At 36.4% G+C, this 20,574-nt stretch carries 16 protein-coding genes, 1 tRNA gene and 1 pseudogene; 12 read left to right on the forward strand and 6 right to left on the reverse strand.

Going from position 1 to position 20,574, the window contains the following annotated elements:
- Nucleotides 1-56: 56 nt before the first annotated feature.
- Together LUA91_RS00260 and sppA are read right to left on the reverse strand one after the other, a co-directional pair.
- Nucleotides 57-1,733, reverse strand: a complete 1,677-nt coding sequence (locus tag LUA91_RS00260; RefSeq protein ID WP_231423951.1) for a DNA polymerase/3'-5' exonuclease PolX — start codon at nt 1,731-1,733, stop codon at nt 57-59.
- A gap of 119 nt (nt 1,734-1,852) precedes the next feature.
- Nucleotides 1,853-3,619, reverse strand: coding sequence for a signal peptide peptidase SppA (sppA, locus tag LUA91_RS00265; protein ID WP_231423952.1), 1,767 nt, complete (start codon nt 3,617-3,619; stop codon nt 1,853-1,855).
- A 38-nt stretch (nt 3,620-3,657) separates the two neighbouring features.
- On the opposite strand from sppA, the gene folK reads away from it, so the two are divergent.
- Nucleotides 3,658-4,164, forward strand: a complete 507-nt coding sequence (gene folK / locus LUA91_RS00270) for a 2-amino-4-hydroxy-6-hydroxymethyldihydropteridine diphosphokinase (RefSeq protein ID WP_231423953.1) — start codon at nt 3,658-3,660, stop codon at nt 4,162-4,164.
- 17 nt (nt 4,165-4,181) lie between these two features.
- On the forward strand, nt 4,182-4,556 hold the full coding sequence (locus LUA91_RS00275) for an Hpt domain-containing protein (RefSeq protein WP_231423954.1): 375 nt from the start codon (nt 4,182-4,184) through the stop codon (nt 4,554-4,556).
- Between the two features lie 193 nt (nt 4,557-4,749).
- On the opposite strand, the gene pssA is transcribed toward LUA91_RS00275, so the two are convergent.
- Together pssA and rho are read right to left on the reverse strand one after the other, a co-directional pair.
- Complete coding sequence (gene pssA / locus LUA91_RS00280) at nt 4,750-5,451, reverse strand: CDP-diacylglycerol--serine O-phosphatidyltransferase (protein ID WP_231423955.1); 702 nt, start codon at nt 5,449-5,451, stop codon at nt 4,750-4,752.
- 95 nt (nt 5,452-5,546) lie between these two features.
- Nucleotides 5,547-7,271, reverse strand: coding sequence for a transcription termination factor Rho (gene rho, locus LUA91_RS00285; RefSeq protein WP_231423956.1), 1,725 nt, complete (start codon nt 7,269-7,271; stop codon nt 5,547-5,549).
- A 422-nt stretch (nt 7,272-7,693) separates the two neighbouring features.
- Here rho and pyrF point away from each other — a divergent pair, with 422 nt between their 5' ends.
- The 5 genes and pseudogenes from pyrF (at nt 7,694) to LUA91_RS00310 (ending at nt 11,717) form a co-directional block, all read left to right on the forward strand.
- Nucleotides 7,694-8,524: an orotidine-5'-phosphate decarboxylase gene (gene pyrF / locus LUA91_RS00290; RefSeq protein ID WP_231423957.1), complete on the forward strand. Its 831-nt coding sequence runs from the start codon at nt 7,694-7,696 to the stop codon at nt 8,522-8,524.
- A gap of 140 nt (nt 8,525-8,664) precedes the next feature.
- Nucleotides 8,665-9,567: a DMT family transporter gene (locus LUA91_RS00295; protein ID WP_231423958.1), complete on the forward strand. Its 903-nt coding sequence runs from the start codon at nt 8,665-8,667 to the stop codon at nt 9,565-9,567.
- A gap of 267 nt (nt 9,568-9,834) precedes the next feature.
- Nucleotides 9,835-11,117: pseudogene (locus LUA91_RS00300) on the forward strand (DUF2851 family protein).
- Nucleotides 11,118-11,166: 49 nt separating this feature from the next.
- Nucleotides 11,167-11,382 carry a hypothetical protein gene (locus LUA91_RS00305; protein WP_231423959.1) on the forward strand — a complete coding sequence of 72 codons (216 nt, stop codon included), beginning with the start codon at nt 11,167-11,169 and terminating at the stop codon, nt 11,380-11,382.
- Between the two features lie 116 nt (nt 11,383-11,498).
- On the forward strand, nt 11,499-11,717 hold the full coding sequence (locus tag LUA91_RS00310; protein WP_010601800.1) for a PspC family transcriptional regulator: 219 nt from the start codon (nt 11,499-11,501) through the stop codon (nt 11,715-11,717).
- Nucleotides 11,718-11,782: 65 nt separating this feature from the next.
- Here the strand turns inward: LUA91_RS00310 and LUA91_RS00315 are convergent, their stop codons facing one another.
- Nucleotides 11,783-12,436: an ankyrin repeat domain-containing protein gene (locus tag LUA91_RS00315; RefSeq protein WP_231423960.1), complete on the reverse strand. Its 654-nt coding sequence runs from the start codon at nt 12,434-12,436 to the stop codon at nt 11,783-11,785.
- A gap of 440 nt (nt 12,437-12,876) precedes the next feature.
- Here LUA91_RS00315 and LUA91_RS00320 point away from each other — a divergent pair, with 440 nt between their 5' ends.
- The 5 genes from LUA91_RS00320 (at nt 12,877) to LUA91_RS00340 (ending at nt 17,822) form a co-directional block, all read left to right on the forward strand.
- Complete coding sequence (locus LUA91_RS00320; RefSeq protein WP_231423961.1) at nt 12,877-15,480, forward strand: DNA translocase FtsK; 2,604 nt, start codon at nt 12,877-12,879, stop codon at nt 15,478-15,480.
- 59 nt (nt 15,481-15,539) lie between these two features.
- A complete protein-coding gene (locus LUA91_RS00325) occupies nt 15,540-16,190 on the forward strand; it encodes an outer membrane lipoprotein carrier protein LolA (RefSeq protein ID WP_231423962.1) in 651 nt (216 codons plus the stop codon).
- Nucleotides 16,191-16,556: 366 nt separating this feature from the next.
- The gene (locus tag LUA91_RS00330; protein ID WP_316795633.1) at nt 16,557-16,880 is read left to right on the forward strand and encodes a hypothetical protein; all 324 of its coding nucleotides are present in this window, start codon (nt 16,557-16,559) and stop codon (nt 16,878-16,880) included.
- A 46-nt stretch (nt 16,881-16,926) separates the two neighbouring features.
- Complete coding sequence (locus LUA91_RS00335) at nt 16,927-17,691, forward strand: MBL fold metallo-hydrolase (RefSeq protein ID WP_231423963.1); 765 nt, start codon at nt 16,927-16,929, stop codon at nt 17,689-17,691.
- A 47-nt stretch (nt 17,692-17,738) separates the two neighbouring features.
- Nucleotides 17,739-17,822 (forward strand) — tRNA-Leu (locus tag LUA91_RS00340).
- 446 nt (nt 17,823-18,268) lie between these two features.
- On the opposite strand, the gene LUA91_RS00345 is transcribed toward LUA91_RS00340, so the two are convergent.
- Nucleotides 18,269-20,524, reverse strand: coding sequence for an ATP-binding protein (locus LUA91_RS00345; RefSeq protein WP_231423964.1), 2,256 nt, complete (start codon nt 20,522-20,524; stop codon nt 18,269-18,271).
- Nucleotides 20,525-20,574 lie beyond the last annotated feature (50 nt).

A 20,574-nucleotide genomic window follows, 5' to 3' on the forward strand; every position in this document is an offset into this window, starting at 1 on the left:
ATCCTGTTCATCTGTGGTTAATTATATAAATCAAAATGTAATCTGCGTATCTGCGGCTAACCATTTTTAGTCTTAAAATATTCCGTAATCTCTTCCAATGAAAAGGCATTTAGACATTTATCAGCGCTTAAACCACCTTTTCTGGCTACTAAAATACCGTAACGCATATCATGGAAACCCTCTGTTCTATGTGCATCTGGATTTATCGAAAGCAAGACACCTTTTTCTAGAGCATAGCGGTGCCAACGCCAGTCTAAATCTAAACGAAGCGGGTTTGCATTAACTTCTATAACCACCTTGTTAGCAGCACAAGCATCAATAATTTTTTTATAATCAATGGGGTAACCTGCACGGCTTAATAATAAACGCCCAGTTGGATGACCAAGGATAGTTGTGTAAGGATTTTCAATGGCTTTTAATAAGCGGGCAGTTGCCTTGGCTTCATCCATGCGTAAATTGCTGTGCACAGAAGCGACAACGAAATCGAAAGTTCTGAGTATTTCATCGCTATAATCCAAAGAACCATCACTTAAAATATCACTTTCTATTCCTTTAAAAATTTTAAATGGTGCTAATTTTCTGTTCAATTCATCAATTTCCTGATGTTGCCCAAAAACCCTTTGTTCATTCAAACCTTTGGCATAAACTGCCGTCTTTGAGTGGTCGCAAATGCCAAAATACTGTAAGTTCAATGTATCTTTACAATAAAGAGCCATCTGCTCGAGAGTATGAACGCCATCGCTCCAGGTTGAGTGGTTGTGCAAACTTCCTTTCAAATCATTATAAACAATCAACTTTGGAAGTTTATTTTCTTTAGCTAATTCAATTTCATTAAAGCCTTCACGAAGTTCGGGTTCAATAAATGATAGCCCGGCTTTACTATAAATAGCTTCTTCGTTTGAAAAAGGACCATCGCCAGCTAACTTTAAAACTTTTTCAACATGTTCGGTATTTCCAGTAAGCTTGAAATATTCCAAGTAGAAATCTGCTTTATCAACTACATAAATTTTAATTTTTAATCCGGCTGTATTTGTGGTAATAAATGCATCTTCACCGGCAATTAGTGAAAGTGGTTCGAAAAACTCCAAATTCGTTTGCACTTCTTCAATGTTTTCAGCACCGATTACAAATTCGAGTTCATCAATAATCTCACAAGCACGGCGAAATTGACCAGCAAATCCTATTAGTGAGTGATTGTCGACTTTAATTAGCCATCCAGAAATTTGTGTATGTAGCGTGTTGGCATAGCCCTCAACTTGTGCGTAGAGAAATCTTCCATTTGCAGCAAGTTTAAATTCGATAGCATTTTTAATTTCTTCCTGGGTTTTTAAGCCGAAACCTTTTGCTTCAATTAAACGATTTTCGTTACACGCGTAATAAAGTTCGCCAATACTTTCTATACCAAGCGTTCGCCAAATAATTAATATTTTCTTCGGCCCAATTCCTTTTATGCCTAGCATTTCGACAACACCCTCTGGCGTTTGACTAATGATGTCGTTTAGTTCTTTGAGTTCGCCGGTTTGTAATAGCTCAATAATTTTAGCCGCCAGACTTTTACCAATACCTTCAATTTTATCGATTTCCTCAACAGGTTTATCTTTTAACGAAAATGGCAATTTATCAACCTTAAAATAGGCATTTGCCACCGATTTAATTTTGAAAGGATTTTCTTCGTGCAATTCCATTAACTGCGATAAAAAACGTAATGTGCGGGCAATGGTTTTATTTTCCATAAGTTGTAAAATTTGGAAACAATGAATTGAAACTAGAGGGAGGTGGAAGATGTAAAATGGATGAGTTAAGATGGATGAGGCTCTTATTCCATCATCCATCTTGCATTTTCCATAAAAACCTACTTTATTACGGCCTCAAACGGCATTCTTGCTTGAATTCCAGAACTTTCAATAACCTTTTTCATTTGTTGATAAAGGAAATAATTATCACCTAATTCTTGTTTTGTATAGTAAGTTTTAATTCTATCTGTACCTTCATCCATCAACGATTTTAACGGATCTACAACATCAGGATACTCCACCACTTTATATTCTTTGATTTTTGCTTTTTTAGCAGCGGCTTTAATGGCATCGTTAAAACTTCCGATTCTGTCGGCTAAACCAATTTGAACAGCATCGGTTCCAATCCAAACGTGGCCACCACCAATGCTATCAATATAAGCTTTGCTTTTCTTTCTGCCATCTGCAACACGACTTACGAAGCCACTGTAAATTCTGTTTAATTCATTTTGGATAATAAATCTTTCTCCAGCTGTCATCGGGCGGTTCGTTGCCATGATATCGGCATACTTTCCGGTTTTTACACCATCAAATGTAATCCCAAGTTTGTTGGTCATCAAATTTTGAAAATTTGGAATAATACCAAATACACCGATTGAACCTGTTATGGTATTTGGCTGAACGAAAATACTATCAGCGGCGCAACCAATATAATAACCGCCTGATGCTGCAACATCACCAAAAGAAGCAATTACTGGTTTTTCTTTTTTAGTGAGGACAATCTCTCTCCAAATCACATCCGAAGCCAAAGCACTTCCTCCTGGAGAATTCACACGAATTACTACCGCTTTAATATCATCATCTAAACGGGCTTTACGAATGGCCCTAGAAATACGCTCAGAACCAATTTGGTTATCATTACCTTCGCCGCCACTAATTTCGCCATTGGCATAAATTACGGCTACTTTATCTTTACCAGAACCAGATTCAGTATTATTTTTAGCATAATCATTAATCGAAACCGTTCTAACATTTTCTCCTCTGGTGCGGCCAGATAAACCTTTCAATTCCTCCAAAATTTGATCTTTATATTTTAAGGCATCAATCATTTTGAAGTTTACTGCATCTTGCGGCTGTTGAACTCTATAATCATCAGCAATATTATAAAGGCTATCTTTTTGAATATCTCTACTTTTAGCAATATCAGTTAAAAAAGTGTTGTACAATCCGCCAACGTAAGCAGTAACTTGTTTGCGATTATAATCGCTCATTTTATCTAAAATAAAAGGCTCTACAGCACTTTTATAATTACCAACACGAATAACCTGCATTTCTACACCAACTTTTTCCAGCGTTCCTTTAAAGAAAGTAAGTTCGGAGCTGAAGCCCTTAAATTCCAATGCGCCCTCTGGGTTTAAGTAGACTTTATCTGCTGCCGATGCCAAGTAATAAGCACCTTGAGTATAAACTTCGCTATAGGCAATAATTTTTTTATGCGATTTTTTAAAATCAATTAATGCATTTCTAACCTCACGCATGGTGGCAAAACCTGCATTCGGACTGCTCACACTTAAGTAAACACATTTGATGTTATCATCTGTTTTTGCTCTTTGAATAGATTTTAAAAGATCGTTTAAGCCGATGCCGTCTTTTTCTTCGCCTCCAATAATAGGGAGGTTACCAAAAGGGTTTTTAGGAGTTCTCTCAGTGATAGCTTGGTCTAGATTTAAAAATAAAACCGAATTGTTCGATACGGTAATAGTTTTATCACTATCAATAGAAGAAATTGCACCAACAATGATCACAAAGGTGATAATGAAAATAATAACCGTTGAAAGGAAAAACCCTAACATTGAGGCAAATAGATACTTGAAAAAATCTTTCATTTAAATGTTAATTTTGTGGCGTAAAGATATAAAAATACATGACGCTTAATATGGCTTTAGAGTACCAAACTGCTTATTTGTTACTAGGTGGAAATTTGGGGGATAGGGAAGAAAATTTGCGACAAGCGATTGAATTAATTGCCAATAATATTGGCGAACTTGAAGCGATTTCTTCTGTTTATGAAACTGCCGCATGGGGCAAAACCAATCAACCCTCGTTTTTAAACCAAGCCGCAGCCATTAAAACTAATTTGCCAGCCATCGAAGTTTTAAATAAAGGATTAGAAATCGAAGCGTTATTAGGCCGAATCAGAAAAGATAAATGGGGTGAGAGGTTAATTGATATTGATTTGGTTTTGTACGGAAGTGAAATCATCGATATTGAGCATCAACTACAGGTGCCGCATCCGCAAATGCAAAACCGAAAATTCGTGATGGCACCTTTGGCCGAAATTGCACCAAACGTACTACATCCTGTTTTAGGCATAACTATATCGGAAATTCTCAAAAATATTTCAGATGAATTAGAGGTTAAGAAATTGTAAATACCTAGCTTTGCGCTATGCAAGATAATCATGATGATCATCCCTTAGATTTATCATATCTTACAGAAATGGTTGGTCATAATCCAGAGTTTATGATCGAAGTTTTTGATACATTTATTGAACAAACTCCTTTCTATTTGGCTGAATTGGAAGATGCTTTATCAAGCGAAAACTGGGATAAGGTTGGCAATTGTGCTCACAAAATTAAGCCCACTTTCAGTTATGTGGGCAGAAATGATGTGAAAGATTTTATTCAATCCATAGAGCATAATGCTCGAAACCAAATTGCAGTAGAGCAGATTCCTGCAGATATAGAGCATTTAAAGGTGTTTTTGGTGCAAATTTATGCCCAATTGGAATTGGCTAAAAAAGAAATTCAATCAAAATCATAGATTAATTTTTTTGAAAAGCTTCGTTCGGTTTTAGTGGGTTAATGCAGTCCTGCGCTATATCTTTTTTGTAGTGGGGTAAATAATAGTCATCCCGATTAATATTCGCTAGATGGATTATTCATCGGATGAGTAAAATACGGAAAACAAAAAAGTATATCGCTGCAATCAGGTTTATTTACCTTAATCCCTGCAACTATTTCAAAACCTGACTATCGCTGCCGGCAATTCCTCTAAAATGCACTATCGATAGGGTAATATAAAGTACCAATACAAAAGGGATTGCGGCAAATTGTAAAACTGCAATCAAAATAGCCGATAAAATCAGGAAGATAAATTTAATTTTATTCTTTGCCCAGCTTAAATCACTAAATTTTAAAGAGAATATTTTAATCTCACTTACCAATAAGAAACTTGTTATTGCTGTGGTTGCAACAAGTAGGATGGTAGAACCAATAACTTGTGGATAATCAGCTGCTATAAAAGGTAACGAACAAATAAATAAAGTGTTCATTGGTGTATTCAGGCCAATAAAATCCTCGGTTTGCCTTTCATCATTATTAAATTTTGCTAGGCGTAAGGCAGAAAATACAGTGATGAAAAAGCCTAAATATGGTAAATAAGCTGAAGTGTAATCACTTACTTTTAAAAGCTGAAACATAATAACTCCCGGCAGGAAACCAAAGCTTACCATATCTGCCAAAGAATCTAAATCTTTACCAATAGCCGATTTCACATTTAATAAACGGGCTACCATTCCATCAAAAAAATCAAAAATGCCTGAAAGAATTACGAAATATGCTGCAGTTTGTAAATCGCCTCTAAATGCAAAAACGATTCCGATACAACCAGAAAATAGGTTTGCACAGGTAATCGCATTAGGGATATGCCTTTTCATGTTTATGGAGTTGAAAGTATAAAGTTAAAAGTTTAAAGCTTCAGTGTTCCGATTTGAGAACTTTTAACTTTAAACCTTTAACTTTTAACACTCTACTAGCTGTTCATCGAAATTAAAAATTCTTCGTTGCTTTTTGTGCCTTTTATTTGTGCTTGTACAAATTCCATCGCTTCCTGGCTGTTCATATCTGCCAAGTGGTTACGTAAAATCCAAACGCGTTGTAAAATATCTCTATCTAATAATAAATCATCTCTACGAGTGCTCGATGCAGTAATATCGATAGCTGGGAAGATTCGTTTATTTGATAATTTACGGTCTAATTGTAACTCCATGTTACCTGTACCTTTAAATTCTTCGAAGATAACCTCATCCATTTTAGAACCTGTATCAGTTAAAGCGGTTGCTAAGATGGTTAACGAGCCACCATTTTCGATGTTACGGGCCGCACCAAAGAAACGTTTTGGTTTATGTAATGCATTTGCATCAACACCACCCGATAAAATTTTACCAGATGCGGGGGCAGTTGTATTGTAAGCACGAGCTAAACGTGTAATCGAATCTAAAAGAATTACCACATCATGTCCGCTTTCTACCAAACGCTTCGATTTCTCTAAAACGATATTGGCAATTTTTACGTGGCGTTCTGCTGGTTCATCAAAAGTAGAAGCAATAACCTCAGCTCTTACGCTACGAGCCATATCTGTAACCTCTTCCGGACGCTCATCAATTAAAAGGATAATTAAATAAACCTCTGGATGATTTTTGGCAATTGCGTTGGCAACTTCTTTAAGTAAATTGGTTTTACCGGTTTTAGGTTGTGCAACAATTAAACCACGTTGTCCTTTACCAATTGGTGTAAACAAATCCATAATACGGGTAGAGTAATTACTGTTATCCGTAAATAAATTTAATTTTTCGGTAGGGAAAAGTGGGGTTAGATAATCAAAGGGAACACGGTCGCGAACCTCAGCAGGGATTCTGCCGTTAATGGTTTCTACACGAACCAGTGGAAAATATTTTTCGCCCTCTTTTGGTGGGCGGATACTACCTTTTACGGTATCGCCCGTTTTTAAACCAAAAAGTTTGATTTGAGACTGTGATACATAAATATCATCAGGGGAAGTTAAATAGTTGTAATCTGCAGAACGCAAGAAACCGTAACCATCAGGCATAATTTCTAAAACACCCTCATTTGTAATTACATTATCGAAATCTAAATTTGAGTAACTGTTCTCATTTTTATGATGATTGCCACCACCAGGTTGTTTCTGTTGACGATTATCTTCGCGTTGGGGTTTTTCTTGCTTTTCTCTTTGCTCTTGTTTTTGTCTTGGAGCTGCGGGAATAACTTCCGCCGATTCTTCAATTAAAGCAGAGATTGGTTTGCTGCCACCATCCTCTGATTCAACAATTCTGTCGGGTTGTTTTTCAGTTTGTTGTTGGTGTTGAGGTTCATCAAATAGCGTAACAGAATCTCTTCTTCTTTCTACCGGAGCAACAGGTTCATCTTTACTTAATCTGGCTCTTTTTTTAACCGGTTTTTCTGTAGTGGAAGCTGGTGCAGCCGATGCCACAACCTTTGGCGCTTTAGCTGCTTTGGTTTTAGCAACTGGTGTTTCCGTAACTTCTGCTTCTACAGGTTCATCCTGACTATACGGGTCGGCGCCTGCTTTAGCAGCATTTATAATTTCTTGTTGGTGTAATAGTACTTCAACAAGGTCAATTTTTCTTAGGGATTCGGCACCTTCAATGCCATAAGATTTTGCAAGTTCACGTAATTCTGGTGTGAGCTTATCATTTAATTCTGTTTTGCTAAACATTCTAAATATATATGTTTCAAGAAATTTTTCATTTTTTTATAACGGATGTTTCCTGTTATAAATTTCCACAGGCCTAAAAATTTGTGTTAGCGTAAGCCCGACGGTTTCATTGTGTATAATTCTTAAGGCTATAAAACTGAAATGAGTTTGGTTATTTGATATACTCAAAATGTTTCATAAATGTTTACGAGCTGAATAAAAACGATAATTCGTTTTTAAAAAATGGTAACAAAAAACAAGTCTTGATAAAATTTTTCTGGGATATTCAGATAAACGGTTGAGAAATTATGTTGCAATTGTATGTATTTGAAACGTAATCTGCAAGAAAAAGTTTAAAATGTTTATAAAAACTTTAATGTGAGGATTATTTCTTTTTCCTGAAAACTTAAAAAACCTCATATTTGCAGCAAAAAAGCCCTTATATGACTAAGCAACAACTTTTTGAGCAGATACAAAAAAAGCGTTCGTTTTTATGTGTTGGATTAGATTCTTCATTGGATAAAATTCCAAAGCACTTGCTAAAGTACGAAAATCCTATTTTGGAATTCAATAAACAGATTATTGATGCTACTAAAGATTTGTGTGTTGCCTATAAACCAAATACAGCTTTTTATGAGTGTTATGGTAAAAAAGGTTGGGAAACTTTAATTGAAACCTGGAAATATATTCCAACAGATATTTTTTCTATTGCTGATGCCAAGCGTGGCGATATTGGAAACACATCTGCAATGTATGCAGAAACTTTTTTCAATGAACAGTCGTCCGAAATGAGTTTTGATTCTGTTACTGTAGCGCCTTACATGGGTAGCGATTCGGTTACGCCGTTTTTAACTTTTAAAGATAAATGGGTCATTCTGCTGGCACTCACTTCAAATTCTGGTCATTCAGATTTTCAGTTACAAGAAATTGGAGAGGACAGATTATTCGAAAAAGTATTAAAGACTTCGCAACAATGGGCAAGTGATGAACAAATGATGTATGTAGTGGGTGCAACCCGTGGTTCTGCCTTTGCCGATGTGCGTAAGTTAGCTCCCAATCATTTTCTTTTAGTTCCGGGTGTTGGTGCACAGGGCGGCGATTTACAGGAGGTTTGCAAATATGGTTTAAATTCACAGTGTGGATTGTTAATTAATTCTTCACGTGGAATTATTTATGCAAGCCAGGGAGAAGATTTTGCTGAAAGGGCTAGGGAAGAGGCTTTGAAATTGCAAAAAGAAATGGAACAGATTTTAGCAACAGCTGAATTAATTTGATATCATATTTATTATTGCCACGGAAGCACTGAATACACGGAAAAATAAATTACAATTTTCATGAAAATCTGTATTTCCGTAATGAATCCTTTTTTTCTTTGCGTAAAGCTTAGCGCTCTTTGCGGTTAAACTACCTAAATATGAAATCCAAAATAGATTTAAAACTCATCCTTGCTTTAACTGGTGTAGCCTTAATTTGGGGAACAACCTATTTGGGTATTCGAATTGCCGTAGAAAGCATTCCAGCCTGGTATGTTACAGCAATTCGTCAAACAATTGCCTCTTTAATTATTTTAGTAATTTTAATTAAACAAAGGGAACTGAAATGGATTGGCTGGAGCAGTTTCAAGCGGCAAATATTGCTTTCTATATTAATGGTGGTTATTGCAAACGGCATGACAACTGTAGCCGAAAAAACAATTCCAAGCGGATTAACCTCTTTGATTAATGCAACTTCTCCATTATTGGTTTTTCTTGGTTGTGTATTTCTTGGGATTCAAAAACCAAGCTTGAAAGGTTTTATTGGTGTTTTTATCGGTTTCCTGGGTATTGTTTTTATTTTCAGAGATGGAATAAGTGATTTAATGGAACCTAATTATCGCAACGGAATTTTATCTCTGGTTATTGCGGTTTCTGGCTGGACCATAGGAACAATTTATTCTAAAAAACACAGCGGAAAACCTCAATACATTTTCTTAAATCTCTTCTATCAGTTCGTGTTTTCTGCGGTTGTTCAATTTGGTTTAGCTTTAATTTTTTCTGGTAAGGCTGATGTAAGTTCATGGAAAACCGAGAGTATACTTGCAGCAGTTTACCTGGCTATATTCGGTTCTGTTTTAGGTTATTTCTGTTACCATTATGCACTTAAAAAAGTTTCCGCATCGGAAGTATCTATTCTTACCTATTTCAATACAGTTATTGCTATATTTTTGGGATGGCTGGTATTAAACGAACATGTTGATATTGATTTAATTGTAGCAACAATATTGATTATAGCGGGGGTTTTTATTACCAATTATAGGAAGAAAGCAGAAATTGGTTAAAATTCTTGCGCAATTGTTCATTAAAAATTTACTGAAAGTTTTATACTTTGACGAATTTATACAATTAATAATCAATCATATTATAACTTACCTTAAAAGTAATATCACGAATCCGATTTATGCTTTTTTGGTTTTAGAATAGCCACCTCGCAGTGACAACCGCTATTATAATTGTGCTGTTTATCACTTGAACTCCAATTAATAATTATTCTCAAGAAGCAAAAAAATTACAACAAAACTTTTAGGAATATTTATTTATCTTCAAGAATGAATTTTCCAGAAGATTTTCTTCATTACGTTTGGCAATTTCGGTCATTTGAGAATAGTGATCTAAAAACTGCCAATGGAGAAAATTTAAAAATTATTCATCAGGGTTTCCTGAATAAAAATGCCGGACCTGATTTTAATAATTCCAAAATACAAATAGGCGATACGGTTTGGGCAGGCAATGTCGAAATCCATATTAAATCATCAGATTGGTTAAAACACAATCATCAAATCGATACAAGCTACGAGAACGTAATTCTTCATGTAGTTTACGAAAATGATGTAGAAATTAAAAGAATAGATGGCTCGGTTGTACCAGTTCTGGAACTTAAAAATCGAATTGCTAATGAGTTGATTGAGAAATACGAAAATCTATTTTTAACACTTACTGATTTCCCATGTATTGCTCAAATTAAATGGGTAGATAAACTTATTATTGATTCATTTCTATCCAGAACTTTGATAGAAAGGTTTGAGCAAAAAACACAGTTGTAATACAAAGCCTAAATGAATTAAATGGGAATTGGGATGAAACTTTCTATCGTTTCATGGCTCGGAATTTTGGTTTTAAGGTAAATGCTTTGCCTTTCGAGCTTTTTGCAAAGGCAGTTCCACAGCAAATTTATGGTAAACACAAAGATAATCCATTACAAATTGTGGCACTGGTTTTCGGTGCAACAGGTTTTCTGAACGATCAGTTTGAAGAAGAATATCCATCAAGATTAAAACAAGAATTTCAATTTCTACAAAAGAAATATAATATCAAACCCATTGAGGTTTCCATTTGGAAATTTATGCGGATGCGCCCTCAGAACTTTCCAACCTTACGTTTAGCACAATTCGCTGCATTAATCATAAAAGCGAATCATCTATTTTCTAAAGTGATGGAAATAAGTGGTGTTACGGAACTTCGTGGATTGTTTGAAAATTTGCCGGTAAACGATTACTGGAAAACACACTATCATTTTAAAAAAGAAGCAGACGGTGTTAGCACACAAATTGGAAGAACATCAGTCGACAATATTTTATTGAACACAATTGCCTTATTTTTATTTGCTTACGGTAAACATACGGGAACGCAATTTTACATCAGCAGGGCGATAAAATTATTGGAAAGCTTACCCGCAGAACTAAATGCAATAACTGATAAATTTTCTTCAGCAGGTTTGGTTATGGATAACGCATTTGCATCGCAAGGAATATTACAACTGAAAAAACAATATTGCGACCAGAAAAAATGCCTATCTTGTGGTATAGGAATAAAGATTTTGAAACAGGCTTAATTCCTTTACCATTTACCAAACTTTCTACTTTTAAATCAGTTTAACCTATATGGAATTCCCACACGAACTTAAAGAGTTGTACCCTGGTAAAATTATCGAGGTTAGAGGTAATGCTGATGCTTTAACAGTGATTTTGAATGCAGATGTTGATATTGAAAAATTCAAAAATGATCTGAAGAAGAAGTATTTTGGTTTGGAGGAACAGCAGACGCTGTTTATTAAGCATGAAAACAGACAGGATTTTGAGAAATTAATTTTAGAATAATTCAATTTTAGGATTAGACTTTTAACCAGATATTATTGCTAAATTAGATTTGATTAACGATTAACTATTTCGCTTTCTTTGATTTGTATTAAAATTAAGATTTAAATAAGCCTAAAATGTTTCAGAGAATTATCACTTATTTTGAGCAACAGAGTTTTGGGGTTTCTACCTATTTGGCAAACAAGTTGAATATGAGTACGGCGAAGGTTCGTTTGTTTTTTATTTATTCATCTTTTCTGGCTGTTGGTTTCCCGATACTATTTTATTTTCTGGCAGCAGTTGTTCTGGATATCAGAACTTATATGAAAAAAATGAGGTTAAGAATATGGGAGTAATTTTAAGTTCTATGTTTTAAGTTGTACGTTTTAAGTTAATAAAACTTATCGTTTGAACCCTACAACTAATCCTCTCTTAGAATTTCTGCAATTTCATTAAAGCCTTTCTCTGCGGCTAAATCTGCAGGAAGTTTTCCGCCCTCCATGCGTAAACTTACTTCTGCGCCATGCTCCAGCAACAAAATAATTAACTCAATGTTTCCCAATTGTGCTGCGGTGTGTAAAGGCGCCAAGCCTGCTTTCTGACAAACATTTGGGTAGGCGCCATTATCTAAAAGCATTTTGGTAATGCTAATATTATTTGCAGCTACTGCCGAATGGATGGGAAATACATTAAATCCATTTTTTGATGCCAGGTTTACTTCGGCACCTTTTAGTACTAAAAATCTGGCTAGCTCTTCATGCCCGAAATAGCAGGCCAATCCCAGTGGTGTAAAACCATCTTCAGAGAATTGATTTATACCATCAGGATTTTGGAAAATGAGTAATGTAGCGGTATCAAATTTACCTACAGCGCAGGCCTCAAACAAAGTCAAATCATCTGTGAATTCTGAAATTAAATTGGCAATATCCTGCTTTTTGTAATAACAGGCCAGTAATAACGGAGAGATATTATGAGAAGTATCAGTATTTGCTAATTTCGGATTTTGGATCAAAATTTCCTTTACACCTTGTAAATTTCCTGCTTCAATCTGTTCTTCGAGCTGCGCTATACTCATACTTTTGATTTTATTTCAAATAATCGATTTAAATTAACAAAAAATTAATAGTCTTAAGAAATTTTTACTGAAATATATAGATTATAGAGGAATTTATCTAGGACATGAGTTTAGAATAACTTATCGCCTTAGGTATATAAATCAGGAGATATTTTTTAATTCGCAATAGTCATCCGATTAATATCGCAATTTGGCAGCTGTTCATTGGGCCATTATCGAAAAAAAAATCCCGTTTAACCTCTCCAGGTAAAACGGGATAAACCTAAAACAAAATCCGTTTCATTTTGACAAAACGTACAACTTGTGTGTTGTTAAAATAATAGACGAATTTTTCTGTTTAAGGTTTAATGCATGCTTGATAATTTTATTTAATTTGATGTAGCATGTAAAACTCGTAACAGATATTTTATATTTGCTCTTTATATTTACTATAATAGAAAATGGCGGTAAGGGGAAACCAGTTTAAGACCAACACATTCAGAGAAAAAGGTGCCGAAAATGCATCGGGCAGGCCATCTTCGGGTCGCCAGCCGAAAGAAAAAAGAGAATATTTACCAAGCTTCGACTTGCAGGATGGACGTGCAATAAAAATTGTAGGTCTGTTTTTTGTTATACTTTCACTTTACTTTTTAATTGCCTTTACTTCATATTTATTTACCTGGCAAGATGACCAGAGCTATGTAATAGATGCCAATGGCGGTTGGGGCAATTTGTTTAAAACCACTGAAGAACTTAAAGATTCAGGCGTAACTATTCCGGTTGTACAAAACTGGTTAGGCAAATTTGGGGCTTTGTTATCGCATCAGTTTATTTACGAATGGTTCGGTATTGCTTCATTCTTATTTGTTTTGGCATTTTTTATTATCGGATACCGATTATTATTCAAAGTTAAAATCCTTTCTATTTCTAAAACTTTAGGTTACAGTTTTTTCTTTTTGCTATTTATTTCTTTAACCTTAGGTTTTGCACACAGTTTTTGGTCAGAATCACCGCACTACGTAGAGGGCGAATTTGGTTATTGGAGCAACAAATTATTGGCTGCACAAATTGGTGCTGCCGGTGTTGCTGGATTAATTGCTTTTGCAGGATTAACAATTTTAATCATTGCTTATAACATCGATTTTAAATTTCCAGAGCGCAAGGAAAAAGAAGTTTATCTGGATAATGAAACGCCTGACTACGTAAATGAGGTTCGAGAGAAATTTTCGCAAAAGAGAGAAGTTAAAGAGCCATCTGAACCGATTGAATTTCCTGTACGTGATAAACCACCAGTAAACAACGAGCGCAGACAGCAGAACGTTGTTATTCAGCCGAGCCGTTATGAAGGAAAAGAAGAAGAGGATGATGTAATTGCTCCTGTAACGCTATCGCCATTGGCTACAAATTTACCTTTGGCAACTTCAGCGGCAGCATCGGCAATGCCACTAACTGTTGAGCCAACTATCGAGGAAGTAGAAAAAGAGCCTGCTTTTACCATTCAAAAAACAGAGGAAGAGAAAAAATCAGAAGATCTGGTAGAACAGTTTGGTAACTACGACGAAAAGCTGGATTTAGCGGGTTACAAATATCCAACAATTGATTTATTAGAGAATTACGGTACCAATAAGATCTCGGTAAATGCAGAAGAATTAGAAGCTAACAAAAATAAAATTGTAGAAACCCTTAATCACTACAATATTGAAATCGATAAAATTAAGGCTACTATTGGTCCGACGGTTACGCTTTATGAAATTATTCCAGCACCTGGGGTAAGAATTTCGAAAATTAAAAACCTGGAAGATGATATTGCGCTTTCCTTAGCGGCTTTGGGTATTCGTATTATAGCGCCAATGCCCGGGAAGGGGACAATTGGTATCGAGGTTCCCAATCAACACCCTGAAATGGTACCAATGCGTAGCATTTTAAATACCGAAAAATGGACTCAAAATACAATGGATTTGCCTATTGCCTTGGGTAAAACCATTAGTAATGAAGTTTTTATTGCTGATTTGGCTAAAATGCCCCATTTATTGGTGGCGGGTGCAACTGGTCAGGGTAAATCAGTTGGTATTAATGCGATTTTGGTTTCCCTGTTATTTAAAAAGCATCCGGCTCAATTAAAATTTGTACTGGTCGATCCTAAAAAGGTGGAGTTAACTTTATTTAACAGGATTGAGCGCCACTTTTTAGCAAAGCTTCCAGGCGAGGCCGATGCAATTATTACCGATACAAAAAAAGTTGTGAATACGCTTAACTCGTTGTGTATCGAGATGGATCAACGTTACGATTTATTAAAAGATGCGCAGGTTAGGAACTTGAAAGAGTATAACGATAAATTTATCAAGCGCAAGCTTAACCCAAACAACGGACATAGATTTTTACCTTTCATTGTATTGGTGGTGGATGAGTTTGCCGATTTGATGATGACAGCAGGTAAGGAAGTAGAAGCACCCATTGCTCGTTTAGCACAGTTGGCTCGAGCCATCGGAATTCACTTGGTTTTAGCTACACAGCGTCCATCAGTAAACATTATTACCGGTACAATTAAAGCCAATTTCCCTGCAAGGTTAGCTTTTAGGGTTTTATCAAAAATCGACTCAAGAACGATTTTGGATAGCGGAGGTGCCGACCAGCTGATCGGTCGCGGAGATATGCTTTTATCTACAGGGAGCGACTTAATCAGGCTACAGTGTGCTTTCGTTGATACACCAGAGGTAGATAGAATTTCTGAATATATTGGCAACCAACGAGGGTATTCTGATGCTTATCAATTGCCTGAGTATGTAGATGAAGCAGGAGAGGGAAGTAAAGCAGATTTCGACCCAAATGAGCGTGATAAGTTTTTTGAAGATGCTGCCAGACTGATTGTTATGCATCAACAAGGTTCTACTTCCTTAATACAACGAAAATTGAAATTGGGTTACAACCGGGCAGGTAGAATTATAGATCAGTTAGAGGCTGCGGGAATCGTTGGACCATTTGAAGGAAGTAAGGCCCGTGAAGTTTTATATCCTGATGAATATTCTTTGGAACAATTCTTGAATAGCATGAACGACAAGAATTAGATTAAACTAATAAGTAAAAATCTACTCTATCGTTTCAAAAGAATATTAAAATACACAAGATGAAAAAATTAATTTCAGCATTAATGGTTGTGGTTGCATTTACAACATCAACCTATGCTCAAACTGATGCGAAAGCTAAAGCAATTTTAGCCGATGTAAGTAAAAAATATAAGTCGTATAATATTGTTAAAACCGATTTTACTTTCACTTTAGATAATCCGAAAGCAAAGGTTAAAGAAACCCAACAAGGTACTTTGTATGTAAAAGCCAACTCGAATAAATACAAAGTGGCCATGACCAATCAAGAATTATTTAGTGATGGCAAAAGCCAATGGACTTATCTAAAAAAAGATAAAGAAGTTCAGGTAAGTAATGTAGATAATAGTGGTGATGCCATTAATCCGGCCAAAATTTTCACCGTGTATGAAAAAGGTTTCAAATACATTTACACGGGAGAACAAAAGGTGGGTGCCAAAACTTATCAAATGATAGATTTAACACCAGTTGATGCAAAAAAATCAATCTTTAAAGTGCGTTTAAGTATTGATAAAGCGGCTAAACAAATTGCAAACGTTGTTTTATTTGATAAAAACGGAAACAAGTACACTTACAACGTGAAAACATTTTCACCTAATGTAAATGTACCAGAAACAACTTTCGCATTCGATGCCAAAAAATATCCTGGTGTTGAAGTGGTAGATTTAAGATAATTCTCTTCTCCGCTTTGCGGGATAAGATTTTAAAAGGTTCGGTTATAAACAGCTGAACCTTTTTTGTTTAGGGTTTATTTGATTTTGCCACGGAAACACTGAATTCATGGAAGGTATGTTGCCGTCATGTCGAGCGAAGCCGAGAAATCTTTGTAATTAATTTAGTGTTTGCCACTGAATTTACGTAAGGTATGCTATCGTCATTTCGGGCGAAGCCAAAAACCACGAAATGCTCACCGAAGCAAAAATCTTTGAAGTTTGTATGTAGTACAGCAATTTTAAAAGTTCTCTCCATTACGCTGCGCTTCAGTCGGGATGACGGATATAGTTCAATATTGGTAAACCTTTGTATTTTAAAATTCGTTTTTGGTAAAAAGATTATTTGAATGCTGTATAGATTTCTCTAAGTTTGTTCCAATGTCGTTGCCGCTAACAAACCATACCTTAGAGAAATTAGAGCAATTGCTTTTTGCGATGGGTTTTAAGGTTCGTTACGAAAAAGGGAATTTTAAAACAGGTTCTTGTTTGCTAGAGCATAATAAAATCATCGTGGTAAATAAATTCTCTAACTTAGAGGGCAAAATAGCTGCTTTAGTTACTTTGGTTAAACAAACCAATCCTGATGAGAATGTTCTGGATGACAAGCAGCGACAATTTTTTCACTCTTTACAACAAACCAAGTTATTTTAATGAAGATACAAACTGCAGACAGCGTTAGAAAGGAAAGTTTTTTAAGATGAGGGTTACTTTTTTAGGCACTGGTACATCACAAGGCGTTCCTGTAATTGCATGTAACTGCGAAGTTTGTACATCTACTGATCAGCATAACAACAGGTTGCGAACATCTATCTTAATTGAAACTGATGATAAAACCATTGTTATAGATAGCGGACCCGATTTTCGTTATCAGCTATTGCGGGAAAAAGTTAAGGATTTGGATGCTGTTTTATTTACCCACGAGCATAAAGACCACATCGCCGGACTGGATGATATTCGGCCATTTAATTATTTGCTACATAAGGTGATTGATGTTTATGCCACGGAACGGGTTCAAACCGCTTTAAAGCGAGAATTCTATTATATTTTTGCTGAAACCAAATATCATGGTCTGCCACAAATTAATTTACATACCATCACCAATGGCGAGGATTTTAAAATAGGCGAGAATACCATTGTCCCATTTGAAGTGATGCATCATTTGTTACCGATTACAGGTTATCGAATAGGCGATTTTACTTATATTACCGATGCCAAAACCATTTCAGATCCCAGTTTCGAGCGCATTAAAGGAACTAAAATATTGGTTATAAATGCTTTGCAAAAGGAACCGCATATTTCACATTTTACGTTACAGGAAGCCATTGTGTTTGCAGAAAAGGTTGGTGCAGCAACCACTTACCTTACACACATCAGCCACAATTTAGGTTTGCATGAAGCTGTAGAAAAACATTTGCCATCAAATATCAGGCTGGCTTATGACGGATTAAAAATTGAATTGTAAATCGCTGTTTCTTAAATCCAAAATTAAATTATATTTGCACTCCACTTACCCAGGTGGCGAAATTGGTAGACGCACCAGCTTGAGGGGCTGGCGCCCTTAAGGGTGTGGGAGTTCGAATCTCCTCTTGGGTACTTAAAGAAAATTTCATTAATTTTTAAAGCCCTGTTCATTTATGAACAGGGCTTTTTTTATTTTTAAAATGATACCAAAAATAAAGCTGATCCAAGAGTTGACTCATTAAGTAAAAATGAGAATATTATGAATTGCGTTCAGCATAACTACAGCCCAAGCTTTAAATTACAAAGGTAAGCTTACTTACATAATAGTTCATTAGTAATGAGAGATTTAAGGCAGAAATGAAGTTTGGAGGCTACAAGAAATAGCAACTTAAATCAAACTCTTCCCAAGCCATATTTTATTTACAAAAGTGATCAACAAATGGTGAGAAACTATGCGATCTTTTCAGGATTGTATTGGATTTAATTTTTTTTATTTATCAAAGGTTCTATGATAATCAAGTATTCTAATTAACAATGCTTCTAAAGATTGCCTGAAATATTTTTACCACACTATAGTTTTACAGCGGCAGGGTAAACCAAAATGTAGAGCCTTCGCCGATTGTACTTTCCACACCGATTTTACCTCCATGTCGTTCGATTATTTCTGTACAGATGGAAAGACCAAGACCAAGCCCGGTGTAGCTGCTGGATGATTTGTCGGCCTGCCAGTAGCGGTCAAAAAGCTTTGGGATTTGCTGCTGTGAAATGCCAGGACCAAAATCCCTGACCGATATTTTGGCAAACTGTTCTACTTTCTCTACGTTCAGATTGATCTTTTTTGACTCTGGTGCGTATTTAACCGCATTGTTGACAAGATTGACCAAAACCTGTTCTATGCGGTGTTCATCTGCAAATATCTTTAGGTGTTTTTCTCCCGTAACGATTAACTCGTGACTGCCTTCAATGCGAACATGGTTGCAACAGGTTTCAAGAATCTGTGGGATATCGAACCAGTTCTTCTGAAGTTCGAGTCTGCCTCCGGAATGCTTGCTCATATTGAGCAAATCCTCAACCAAAATATTCACTTTTGCCATCGACATGCTTGCACCCTCTATCAGCTGCTTTACTTTAGGATTTTCGAGTTGTGATTTAATGCGCTCTAGCAATTGGAGGTTAGCCTTTAATACTGTAATAGGTGTTTTAAGTTCATGGGCTGCAACTGATAGAAAATCATCCCTTCTTTGCTCATACGCCTTTCGTTGGGTGATATCTAGCGTAACGCCAACCATCCTTACCGGATTATTCTGGGAGTCGTAGCGTGGGCTGCCAGAGGCATGGATCCAGCGTTGTTCACCTGTAGCGAGCTGGATTTGGTACTCTGCTTCGTAGATACCTTTGTTTGCAATGGCATCAGTAATTGCCTTTTCAACGGTATCCCTATATTGTGGAAGGATGGCTTCCATAAGATCTGGGAAATTAAATTCTTCCGCAATGTTTCTCCCGAAGTTCAGTTTGCAGCGGTCACTGCATTCCATTTTACCTGTCGACAATTCTAAGTCATAAGAACCTAAATTCGCTGCTCCGAGTGCGACTGAAAGCCTGTCGGATATATCTTGAGAGGTGTGGATGGCCTTTACTTGCAGTGTTACCTCTCCCGCAACGATCATGATCGAATGGGTGAACCCTTTTTTATCCTTGATGGGCTTGTAGATAAAATTAAAAAAGCAGTCCTCCAGTTTGCCATCCCGTTTAAGTACCACTTTTTCACCGGTGCCATAAGCAAATTTTCCTGTGCTATATACGTTGTGAAGAATTTCGGAAAAAGGCTGTCCTTTAAGTTCCGGAAGCGCTTCATCCAATGGTTTTTCGAGGATAGCTCCGGTTTTTCCCCATAATCTAAGAAGTTCTGGATTGGCTGAAATGATGGATAATTCGGGGCCTGAAAGTAGTCCGATGGCGACAGGAGCATCGAAGAAAAGTTCCAATGCCCGCTTTTCGCTGTATGCCAAAGCGATATTGCGTTTTTTTAGCTCTATGTTTAGCGAACTGAGTTCGATGTTTTCCTTGTTACCTAATATTCCTGCTGCCGTAAGTATTTGGTTCGCGGCATTTAGCTCCTCATTTGTTACGGTATATTCTTCATTGAGCTGTGCAAGCTCCTCATTGGTAGCCTGGTATTCTTCATTTACCTGAGCAAGTTCTTCATTGGTGGTTTGCAATTTCTCGGAGAGCATTTGCAATTGTTCATTGGAAGCGTTAAGTTCTTCGTTTGCGGCGTTGAGTTCTTCATTGGTAGCGTGGTATTCTTCAGTAATTACCTGAAGTTCTTCATTTGCCGCATTAAGCTCTTCATTCGTGGCCTGGTATTCTTCATTGATTGCCTGTAGCTGCTCATAGGCCTGTTGTTCGCCAAGTTCTTTTTCGCGGGCAAGCTGAATAGCATGAATCCGGTCGGATACTTCGGTTGCCGTATGAAGGATACAGATGATTTTGCCAGAATTATCCTTAATTGGGCGGTAGCTAAAGTCAAAGTAATAGGTTTTTATCTGGCCATCAACATTTAGTTGGGCAGGAATATCCTTCGCCTTATAGATTTGTCCCGTTTGATAGGCATCCTTTAATGTTTGGAAAAAAGGCTGTCCTTTTAATTCCTCAAATGCCTGCTCAAATGGCATGCCTTGTACAGATTTGTCCTTTCGAAAAATATCAAGCATACCCTGATTGATGGCCTCGATCCTTAGATCTGCTCCGGTGTAGATGGCTGTTGCATCATTCGAAAGCAGCAGGATGTCGAGTAGGGCAGTATTACCCAGGGAATTTACAAAATCTGTCATTAATGGCGGTAATGGGAACTGGTAATATTATCCCTTAAACAAAAATAAAA

Origin of the sequence: Pedobacter sp. Leaf250, assembly GCF_920984735.1 — a bacterium.
Lineage (GTDB): Bacteria > Bacteroidota > Bacteroidia > Sphingobacteriales > Sphingobacteriaceae > Pedobacter.

Coding starts and splice junctions, on each gene's coding strand:
- LUA91_RS00260 (WP_231423951.1), bottom strand. CDS start 1,733: ATGGAAAATAAAACCATTGCCCGCACATTACGTTTTTTATCGCAGTTA.
- sppA (WP_231423952.1), bottom strand. CDS start 3,619: ATGAAAGATTTTTTCAAGTATCTATTTGCCTCAATGTTAGGGTTTTTC.
- folK (WP_231423953.1), top strand. CDS start 3,658: ATGACGCTTAATATGGCTTTAGAGTACCAAACTGCTTATTTGTTACTA.
- LUA91_RS00275 (WP_231423954.1), top strand. CDS start 4,182: ATGCAAGATAATCATGATGATCATCCCTTAGATTTATCATATCTTACA.
- pssA (WP_231423955.1), bottom strand. CDS start 5,451: ATGAAAAGGCATATCCCTAATGCGATTACCTGTGCAAACCTATTTTCT.
- rho (WP_231423956.1), bottom strand. CDS start 7,271: ATGTTTAGCAAAACAGAATTAAATGATAAGCTCACACCAGAATTACGT.
- pyrF (WP_231423957.1), top strand. CDS start 7,694: ATGACTAAGCAACAACTTTTTGAGCAGATACAAAAAAAGCGTTCGTTT.
- LUA91_RS00295 (WP_231423958.1), top strand. CDS start 8,665: ATGAAATCCAAAATAGATTTAAAACTCATCCTTGCTTTAACTGGTGTA.
- LUA91_RS00305 (WP_231423959.1), top strand. CDS start 11,167: ATGGAATTCCCACACGAACTTAAAGAGTTGTACCCTGGTAAAATTATC.
- LUA91_RS00310 (WP_010601800.1), top strand. CDS start 11,499: ATGTTTCAGAGAATTATCACTTATTTTGAGCAACAGAGTTTTGGGGTT.
- LUA91_RS00315 (WP_231423960.1), bottom strand. CDS start 12,436: ATGAGTATAGCGCAGCTCGAAGAACAGATTGAAGCAGGAAATTTACAA.
- LUA91_RS00320 (WP_231423961.1), top strand. CDS start 12,877: ATGGCGGTAAGGGGAAACCAGTTTAAGACCAACACATTCAGAGAAAAA.
- LUA91_RS00325 (WP_231423962.1), top strand. CDS start 15,540: ATGAAAAAATTAATTTCAGCATTAATGGTTGTGGTTGCATTTACAACA.
- LUA91_RS00335 (WP_231423963.1), top strand. CDS start 16,927: ATGAGGGTTACTTTTTTAGGCACTGGTACATCACAAGGCGTTCCTGTA.
- LUA91_RS00345 (WP_231423964.1), bottom strand. CDS start 20,524: ATGACAGATTTTGTAAATTCCCTGGGTAATACTGCCCTACTCGACATC.